Origin of the sequence: Synechococcus lacustris str. Tous, from assembly GCF_003011125.1 — a bacterium.
GTDB lineage: Bacteria > Cyanobacteriota > Cyanobacteriia > PCC-6307 > Cyanobiaceae > Synechococcus_D > Synechococcus_D lacustris.
Window position 1 is genome coordinate 1 of record NZ_PXVC01000081.1, and the last position, 8395, is coordinate 8395.

8 protein-coding genes and 1 pseudogene are annotated in these 8395 nt (G+C 55.2%); 4 read left to right on the top strand and 5 right to left on the bottom strand.

The window, feature by feature from the left end; translation table 11 throughout:
• Both C7K08_RS11600 and C7K08_RS11605 read right to left on the bottom strand, forming a co-directional pair.
• On the bottom strand, positions 1-354 hold a 354-nt coding region (locus tag C7K08_RS11600), incomplete at its 3' end, for a transposase (protein WP_423218698.1).
• A 100-nt stretch (positions 355-454) separates the two neighbouring features.
• Positions 455-1897, bottom strand: coding sequence for a glycosyltransferase family 39 protein (locus C7K08_RS11605; protein WP_133165245.1), 1443 nt, complete (start codon positions 1895-1897; stop codon positions 455-457).
• 20 nt (positions 1898-1917) lie between these two features.
• On the opposite strand from C7K08_RS11605, the gene C7K08_RS11610 reads away from it, so the two are divergent.
• The 3 genes from C7K08_RS11610 to C7K08_RS11620 are packed head-to-tail and all read left to right on the top strand — an operon-like array spanning position 1918 to position 4236.
• The gene (locus C7K08_RS11610; protein WP_106500768.1) at positions 1918-3516 is read left to right on the top strand and encodes a DUF2079 domain-containing protein; all 1599 of its coding nucleotides are present in this window, start codon (positions 1918-1920) and stop codon (positions 3514-3516) included.
• Entirely contained in the window at positions 3516-3869 is a 354-nt protein-coding gene (locus C7K08_RS11615) for a nucleotidyltransferase family protein (protein ID WP_106500769.1), read from the top strand. The genes C7K08_RS11610 and C7K08_RS11615 overlap by 1 nt, the downstream gene beginning before the upstream one ends.
• Entirely contained in the window at positions 3856-4236 is a 381-nt protein-coding gene (locus C7K08_RS11620; protein ID WP_106500770.1) for a HEPN domain-containing protein, read from the top strand. The genes C7K08_RS11615 and C7K08_RS11620 overlap by 14 nt, the downstream gene beginning before the upstream one ends.
• Here C7K08_RS11620 and C7K08_RS11625 read toward each other — a convergent pair.
• From C7K08_RS11625 to C7K08_RS15885, 3 genes are read right to left on the bottom strand one after another with little or no spacing between them, the layout of a single operon-like run.
• Positions 4233-5408 (bottom strand): mannosyltransferase family protein, encoded by a 1176-nt coding sequence (locus tag C7K08_RS11625; RefSeq protein WP_106500771.1) that lies wholly within the window; start codon positions 5406-5408, stop codon positions 4233-4235. The two genes, C7K08_RS11620 and C7K08_RS11625, sit on opposite strands and share 4 nt — an antisense overlap.
• A complete protein-coding gene (locus tag C7K08_RS11630) occupies positions 5390-6499 on the bottom strand; it encodes a glycosyltransferase (protein ID WP_241537232.1) in 1110 nt (369 codons plus the stop codon). Before C7K08_RS11630 ends, C7K08_RS11625 begins: the two co-directional genes overlap by 19 nt.
• Positions 6496-7992 (bottom strand): ArnT family glycosyltransferase, encoded by a 1497-nt coding sequence (locus C7K08_RS15885; RefSeq protein WP_162532472.1) that lies wholly within the window; start codon positions 7990-7992, stop codon positions 6496-6498. Before C7K08_RS15885 ends, C7K08_RS11630 begins: the two co-directional genes overlap by 4 nt.
• Positions 7993-8144: 152 nt before the next feature.
• Between C7K08_RS15885 and C7K08_RS11640 the strand changes: the two are divergent.
• Positions 8145-8395, top strand: a pseudogene (locus tag C7K08_RS11640) (iron uptake porin); the annotation flags it as partial.

The following is an 8395-nucleotide window of genomic DNA, read 5'->3' on the forward strand; positions in this document are numbered from 1 at the left end:
GCCCAAACCAACAAATTCCTCAAACGAACGCCTGTCATTAACTTGAAACTCAACCTCCTCATCACTCAGGCCCAAACCAACAAATTCCTCAAACGAACGCCTGTCATTAACTTGAAACTCAACCTCCTCATCACTCAGGTTAAAAAGTTGCTGGAGAACCAGCATTTTAAATAAAATAAGGGGATCAATTCTTTTRCGGCCAGCATTGCTCTTGCGYTCTTGAMTRTAACCCTTMTCAAGTAATGGRCGAAATGCTTCCCATGGAATTGAWTCCGAAAGGCARGTTAGAACAGGCTTCTTATTTTTGAGCTTTGATACTCTTTCTTGTTCGTCCCAGAAACCCTTTTGGCCCATTGGTAACAGTCAATTATCTCAGAGAATTATAACTCAAACCGAACCTCTATCTAGAGCTACATCAATTTTTCGAGGTGCCCTTCAATCAATTAGTTAATATTCAATCAATTTTAATTATGTAGTTATCCTCTGATTTAGTTGGCTTTTTATATTTGAGATTGAGTAATACTTTTTTTAAATTTTCTTTTGTGGGCCCATCTGGGAAAGCCGAGTAGTTTTCAATTCTTTGCCAAGAACCAACAACAGCACTGGCCCCCTGCTGTTTTARTTGGTTTATAAGATTTTGATTAATCGCCTCCGGYGGCAAAAGCCAGCCCTTGCGATCGCTCAGGTAGAGCAGGGTTGGATCACCAGCGGTAACACTCACCAGCGGTTTATTKCTTGGCGTTTGGGCTTTTATTTCTTGGGCYTGGGCCCAAATTGGTGAGCTYGCAACATTTTCTAGATTCCAATAATTRAGCCGCAGCACCGTGAGGCTGATCAGCACCAATAGGCAAAAGCCGATCACCAACCAGCGCCTGCCGATCGARGTGGCGCGTTTCCATAGATCCTGCCAAGCCTTTCCCAGCAGCGGGCAWGCAAATAGCAAAAGCGGTAATTGGTAATACTCATGGATATAACTGGAGCTGGGGGCTAATGCCCCCGCAAGCAACACCGCAAGCAAGCCAAGCGGCAATATTTTTTCTTGTTTGCTTTGCGCTGGTAGCCAAAGGCCCCAAATCAACAGTGGTAGCCCCACCAGCCCWAGGCCCCGCAGGCTAAAGCGCAGCAAGATGTCGCCCCAGTAACGCCAGTTCAATAAATCGCCCCAGCTGTAGCGGGAGGCTTTACTGCCCCAAAAGCCAAAGCTCAAGCCTGTTTCCAGAAATAGCTGATGGGCATGCCAATACCAAGCAACGGTTGCGATCAACACCAGGCCCCCCACCAACCACAGCTGCCACCTCCGCCAGCCAAGGGCCAACAGCGGTACCCCAAGCCAAAACAGGGGCAGCACCTTAATCAAACTGGCCGCCGCTAAGCCAAKKCCAGCCAAGGMCAAGTTGAGCTTGCCGCCCCGYTGTTGAAAGGCCAAGCCCCTCTCCAGGGCAAGGGCCGAGCTGAGCATCAGCAGTGCTTCCGGTTGCACGCTGCGGCCATAGAAAACCGAYAGGGGCAGAAGGGCAAAAAASAGGGCGCCCCACCAGCCCGCCTCCCGGCCAAASAGGTTGCTGCCAAGCCTTTGAATTAAATAGATGGCGCCAATGGTGCAGAGCAAACTGAGGCCCCGCGCCAACCATTCCTGCACGCCAAACAATTGATAAAGCAGGCTTACGCCAAAGGAATAAATCGGGAAATCGGTTTCGGCATAGCCGCTGCCAGCACCACCCCAATCCACCTGGGGCAGCCAAATTGGCAGATGGTTGAGGTGGAAATTACGGGCTAGGCCAGCGGTATCTGCCTGGCGCCAACTGTGCACACCAATGATTGGGGCGTTGATATTCACAAGCCGCAGGGCAGCACCCAGCAGCATCGGTAGCCAGGGGCCAGGGAGAATTAAACGCATCCTTGCTCTGCGGTGTTCCAATGGTCCTCCGGGAGCCSATCCATCGGCAGCTTGCCTTAGCGGCAACAGCTTTTTTTGTATTTGGTTTTGGCCTGCAGCTATGGCGGYTGGAGGGTTTCAGCGCCAGCTACGACCAAGGCTTGTTTTTGCAGGAGCTCTGGAGTGGTAGCCAGGGCCGTTGGTTTGAAAGCACCCTCTCGGCGGAACTATCGGCGGCGGTGAAATTAGGGGGGCAATTGCCCCAGTTGGGCTATTTGCATGCCAGCCAGCACCTCAATTTGCTTAGCCAGCTCTGGGTGCCATTAATTCCAATTTTTGGCATCTATGCCCTGCCCCTAGTGCAGGTGGGTTTACTCACCGCAGGTGGCTTGATGCTGTTCAAGTTGGCTATTTCTGAGGGGCTGGCCGCAGCTATTGGCCTACGGATTGCGCTTGCCTAYTACTGCTCCATCACCCTGATTGGGCCGCTGCTTGAGAATTTTCACGACCTWTGCCCAGTGCCAYTGCTGGGTTTTTGTTTGATTTGGGCCCTGCGCMAGRGGCGYTGCTGGCCTGCCCTAGGGGCGGCCTTGATGATCACCTTGGTGCGGGGTGATGCCGGGATTGTGAGTTTTAGCATTGGYCTGTGGGGGGTGTTGCGGCTGCCAAGGCGCCGGCTGGCGGCAGCTGTATTGATTTGGTCGGTTTTTTACGTGGTGCTGGTAACAGCCTGGCTGCAGCCATTGCTGGGCGCTGATGTGAATGAACGCTTCCTTTCGGAAAAATTTGGCCAATATCAAAGTGCCGGCGGCACCTTGGGGTTGCTTTTGGCATTGGCAAAGCAACCGCTGCAGCTGYTCCAGGAACTGGTKAGCCCGCCKGGCCGCAGCCTTGAATATCTGCTGGCACCGATGTTGCCCCTGGYGCTGGTGCCGTTGTTTTCAATTGATGTGTGGTTATTAATTGCGGCGCCATTATTTATTGCCCTAGCGGCTAAAGGTTTCAGCGCCCTTGCCACAGGTTTGCGCTATGTGTTGTATTTAGCGCCTGGGGTATTTGGCGGTGTGGTGTTTTGGTGGCGCAGCCACCAGGGTTTATACGGCAGTAAATGGTTYAGGCGCCTCTGGACAGCTGYCATTRCCCTTTCATTGTTRTTAGCCCTTAGCGCCAACCCCCACCGCAGCCTTTCCGCCTTAATTCCAGACAGCATTAAGCCCTGGGCCCAGGCTGGTATTCAGGAGCAATGGGCCCGCCGCCAAGCGGCCCTCGCCGCTTTGGCTGTTATTCCGCCCGGGGCATCGGTGGCGGCCCACACGCCTTTRTTGCCAAGGCTGGCCCAGCGGCCAGTGCTGCTGCGTTATCCATTTCATAGCGATTTCCTTAATCGMCAGGGCAAACCCCAGCCGGTGGATTGGATCGCCCTTTTACCCCGTTTCCATCGCCCTTTCTTGGCTGCATTTCCAGAAGATCGTGATCAATTATTGGTGTTGCGGGCCCGCAGCCTGCAGCTCTTAGATCAGGGTGCCTATGGGGTGGTGCATTGCGCTGATGGAGCGCTGGTGCTTAAACGTGGCGCCCCAAGTTCAAGCCAAAGCCGCGCCTGTGCTCTTGAAGCATTGGCTGGCAATAATATTCAGTAATGGTGATTAGCAGCCCTACAACTGGAGTTCCCCTCAAGGCTGTTACAACAGCCTTAATTGAGGCACTATCTTTGCCACCCCAATTATTTCTATTTGGCTCGCGGGCTAGGGGTGATGCAAGGCCGGATTCAGATATTGATCTGCTTGTGTTAGTGCAGCAGGCCAGCCTTAGCCCGGCCGAACGGCAACAAATTTTGCGTGCTTTGCGGGCAGCATTACGGCCATTGCAGCTGCCGGTAGCAGTGGATTTGGTGGTGGTAGGCCACCAGGATGCCAAACGACTGGCCGGCTCCCGTTGGCATGTTGTTGCAAGGGCCCTGCGGGAAGGCAAGGAGTTGTATGTCGCCAACTGAGGATGCATTGCTACTTATGCGGCTGGTGGAGCGTCACTTGGGCAGCTTGAGAGGGTGTTTAGATCAAGGAACTTTTGCAGATGAAGACTGGGGGTTTTTGGCTCAACAAACCCTGGAAAAGTTGTTGAAAGCATTTCTTGTTTTTCGTTCCAAGGAGCCGCCCCGCAGCCATTCTTTGCAACGACTACTGCAAGAACTTGCGGAATGCGATCAGGTTGTGTTGCTGGCTCCTGAACTTTTGGAGCTGGATGATTTTGCTGTTTTAGCCCGTTACGACTCAGAACCCACCCCCCTGCCAGCGGAGCGCCGCAAAATTCTCGAGTTGCTGGAGGAGCTACAGGTGCAATTACTAGCGCAATTGCTTTAACCCACCCAGCCACCACTGGCAAAGCGCAGGCCAAATACAAGGCAAAGTAGGGAGCTAAACCCAAGTAATAATTTGGCCCAACGGGGATGCAGGCTTGCCCATAAACCAAGCAATAGCAATAGGGGCACCGTGGCATAGAGGTGGCGCTCAAAGCTGATCGTGTTTTGTTTGAGTAGGTAGGCGGCAATGCTTGCCAAGGCAAAACAGCGTTGCTCKAGGGGTAAACGGGCCCAACCCCAAAGCAAAAGTGCAGCGCTTGCTATTGCCATAGCCCCATTTAGAAATGGACTSCCCGCCAGCAACCAGGCACCCATAAGGCTGATGCCGCCAAGTATTAGGGCACTGTTAGGGCGATTTTGATTTAGGCGCCAGGCGGCTATGGCCAGCAGGGCGCAGCTGAGCATCAAAACCGGAAAAACAAAATCCACCAGCTCACCGGCTTCTGTGTTTTGCCCGCCCAGCAGGATCTGGCTGAATAGCCGCTGCCAGCGGGGCAGGCCGGAAAGGTTTAGGCCCGGTTGATGGCCCCAGCCGCTTTGTTGGGCATGCAAAAAAGCAAATGGATCACCATTGCTGCGCAAACCAAGCAGCAACACTGCCCCAAGGCCAAGGCCCGTTAAAACTGCTGCAGCCCAGCGGCGTTGCAGTAGAAAACCCGGCAACAGCAACACCCCCGTGGGCCTGGTGGCGGCAGCTAAACCAGCCGCCACTCCCTGCAGCAAGGGCGCCACGGTTTGGCTTAGGGCAGCGGCAGTTAGCAGTAGATAGAGGGCTTCTGTGTAGGGAATAGCGGCAAATAAACTAARGGGATTGAAACAAGCCARAAGCACCGTCCAGCGGGCGGCACGATCACCCCATAAACGCAGGGCTTGCTGATGCATCAGCCCCARGGCAATTAAAAAAGCAAAATTKGCAAGGCCAAAGCCAGCCCATAGAAACSCATTGCTTGAAATCGTTGCGGTAGCTGAAAATAACCAGGCAATTAAGGCGGGCCAAAGCGGAAAGAAAGCCTGCAAATTGCCTTGGGCGCCGTGTTGRGCTAGGGCRAGGTAGTGCACCACATCCCAGCGGTTTAGGGCCTGGGGCAGTGGTTGCAGCAGCAGCGGTGCCAGCAGCAGCAAGCGGCTTATGGCCCAGCWGCTGAATAGGAATTTCAGTAGGGAACGTTCCACACAAACCGGGAGGAGGCGGCGTATTTCCAAACGAAGTCCACAAGGATGCCMGCCAACAGGGCAAGCAGGGCAATGGGTCCCCCTTTCAAGCTGGCGAATACCACCGTTGAAAAACCCACATTTGCGGCCATTCCTAGGGATGAAACCAGCAAAAATTTCAGYAGGCCGGCGCTAAGGGCAAAACCCTGCAGGCGCTTAGCCCGAAAGGTGAGTGAATTATTGATCAAGTAATTGGAACTGGCCGCCATGATCACCGCCACCAGTTGGGTGGTTAGGAAAGCCACCCCTTGGCTGCGCATCARGCCGTAGATAGCAAAGTGCACCACCATCCCAGTTAGGCCCACGAGGCCAAAGCTCACSGCTCGCCTYGGCACCACCCTGAAACAGGCGGTGTGGACYACGGAAACAAGCCARTCCCACACCACAGCGTTATCAAGCTTGGAACTRCCACTCTGACGYGCTTGAAAGTGCAAGGGGATTTCCTTTACCTGCAGCTGGCCTTTGCTCACCGCCAGCAACTCATAGAGAAATTTAAAACCACTCACATCCACAGCACGAATGGCCTTAGCGCAGCGGTCGGGCCTGAGGGCAAAAAAGCCGCTCATGTAATCGGATAGTTGGGCATAGGCGGGCAGGGTGGAGCGGGCCAGGCGATTGGCTTGGCTGGAGCCCCGTTGCCGTTGGGGCGAAAGCCCTTCAATAACAGCGCCGGCATGGAACCTGCTGCCAATTACTAGATCGGCATCGCTRCTGATCAACTCCCTTATTGCCAAATCCACCGCCTCCGGTTCGTGTTGGCCATCGGCATCCATCACAACGGCCAYTTCACCGCTGGCAGCTAATAAACCTTCGCGGATGGCACTGGATAAACCGTTCCTGCCCACRCGCCGGATCAGGTGGATGCGGGGATCCTGGCGGGCAAGGGAGCGCACTAAATCGGCGCTGCCATCGGGGGAGTCGTCGTCTACCACAATTATTTCGAGGCGATAACGCTGGCCCAGGAGGGCTTTTAACTTGGCCAACATCGGCGCCAGGTTTTCGCGTTCGTTGTAGGTGGCAAGCACCACCGTGAGATTTAGGGGGCCGCTCAAGGTGCTGGCTTACATAGCCACAACTGCCAGCCATCTTCCCCGTTGTGGTTTTTTATACAGCCATAACCCGCCAGCTCTGGGGCCGGACCCTCACCCAGGCTCAACAGTTGCAGGTTTCCAGCCGCTGGTGTGCCTAGGGGTAATAAACGCCTTTGGCTTTGCCAGCTGAGGCTAGGCCGTTCCGCCATTTGCCATAGGGCAATGGGTATGCGGGGATCAGCCCGCCGCACCAGGSCGGCTCCCGCTGCCACCGGCACCTGTTCCGCCAGTTCCCAWAGCCATAGGGGGCCTTGCATCAAAAGGAAAAGCGAAAGCCACCAACCACTGATCAAGAGCAGGGCKCCCCGCCAGCGCCGGTTGTTGYTTTGCACCCCTGGCCGCAGGCYCCAGCCCCCGATTAATAGGCCAAGGGCAGCTGGRAYCACAAACCAATGCTGGCTAAATGGGGCAGCAATTAGCAGTAGTGCCCCTAGCCCCAGCCAAAACCAGGGCAGGCGCCGCAGCACTGCACCCCCCCGCTGTTGGATCAATTGGGCTAACTGGGGGCCGCAGAGCAGGGCAAAGGGCAACCAAAGGCTGTGGCTATACCAAGGCAATTGGGTGCGTAGCGGTAATACCGTGGCGGCCATGGCCAATTGCAGCCCCARRGGCCAGCGGCCTGCTGGGGTGTGGCGTTGCCGCCAGGCCGAGGCCATGGCAAAAGGCCAGAGGGGCAACCAGGGCCAGCCCCCTTCCAAYACTTCAAGAACAGGAATCCGCCAGCCGAGGTTGCTGCCTTCCCCCGCCTGCAACAACACCCTTGCGGCGCCATCACCAGCCCATAGCCAAAGGGCTTGATCACCCCGGGCCCAAAAATGCCAGAGATGCCAACCAMCACCTGGCATTAGGCCCAGGGCAAGGGCACTAAGCAGTAGCAACCASTGGCGTTTGCTTAAAACACGATCCATGGCCAGYAGCAGCAGGCCTGYTGCTAATACCGGCAAGAGGGTTGGTGCTTTTAGTAGTAGTAGGCCACTGCCGCCAAGGCCAGCCCAAAATCCGCCGTTAGCAGGGTGTTGTTTAGCCCGCAGCAGTTGCCACCAGAGCAAACCACTGGCACTCACCAGGGCGCCATCCAACATGGCAAGGCGGCCATGGCGCATCAAGGGCAAAAGGGTGAGRCAGATGGCGGCGCTGCAAAAAGCAGCCATGGGTTGATTGGGCCGTAGGCGCCGGCTGATGGCAGCGGCCAGGGGCACCACGGCACTGGCGAGCAGGGCRGGCATAAAACGCACTGCCCAGGCRGGTGGCAACAGGCCCGCCTGCAGCCAAGGGTGAATAACAACGGCAATTAATAGGTGCAGGCCGGGCGGTTTATTTAGRTAGGGGGCATCCCAATAGCTGGGYAGCAGTAGATCAGCAAAGGAGCCCAGCTGTTGGCTGCGCTCGAAGGCCACCCTGGCAACAATCCCTTCATCCCAATCCCGCAGGGGTAGATCWAGGCCCGGCAGCAAGAGCAGYAATAGGGCCCCAAGCCAAAGCAACCARTTGCAGCTCTGGACCCAAWKGCAGCACTTTTGTATCAATTCGYACGGCTTTTGTTTGGTTAAGGAGGAATTATCTGTTTGGCGCATAGCGCCTCCTGTTCTTTTTGTGTGTGAGAACCATGAACGCATTTCGCAAGCTATTGCTTGCTCCATTGGTAATGGGAGTGGTGTCGCCATTGGCGGGTCAAGCCCAAAGCCTAGATAYGGGGTCGGTTAATCGCTATCAAGACCAGCAATACATAGACAAGATGCTGGCGATAGAAGCACAGATGGGTCAGGTAACAGGTGTTAGCCAGTTTTCTGATGTGCAACCCACTGATTGGGCCTATCAGGCACTGTCGAACTTGGTAACTAAGTATGGCTGCGTAGC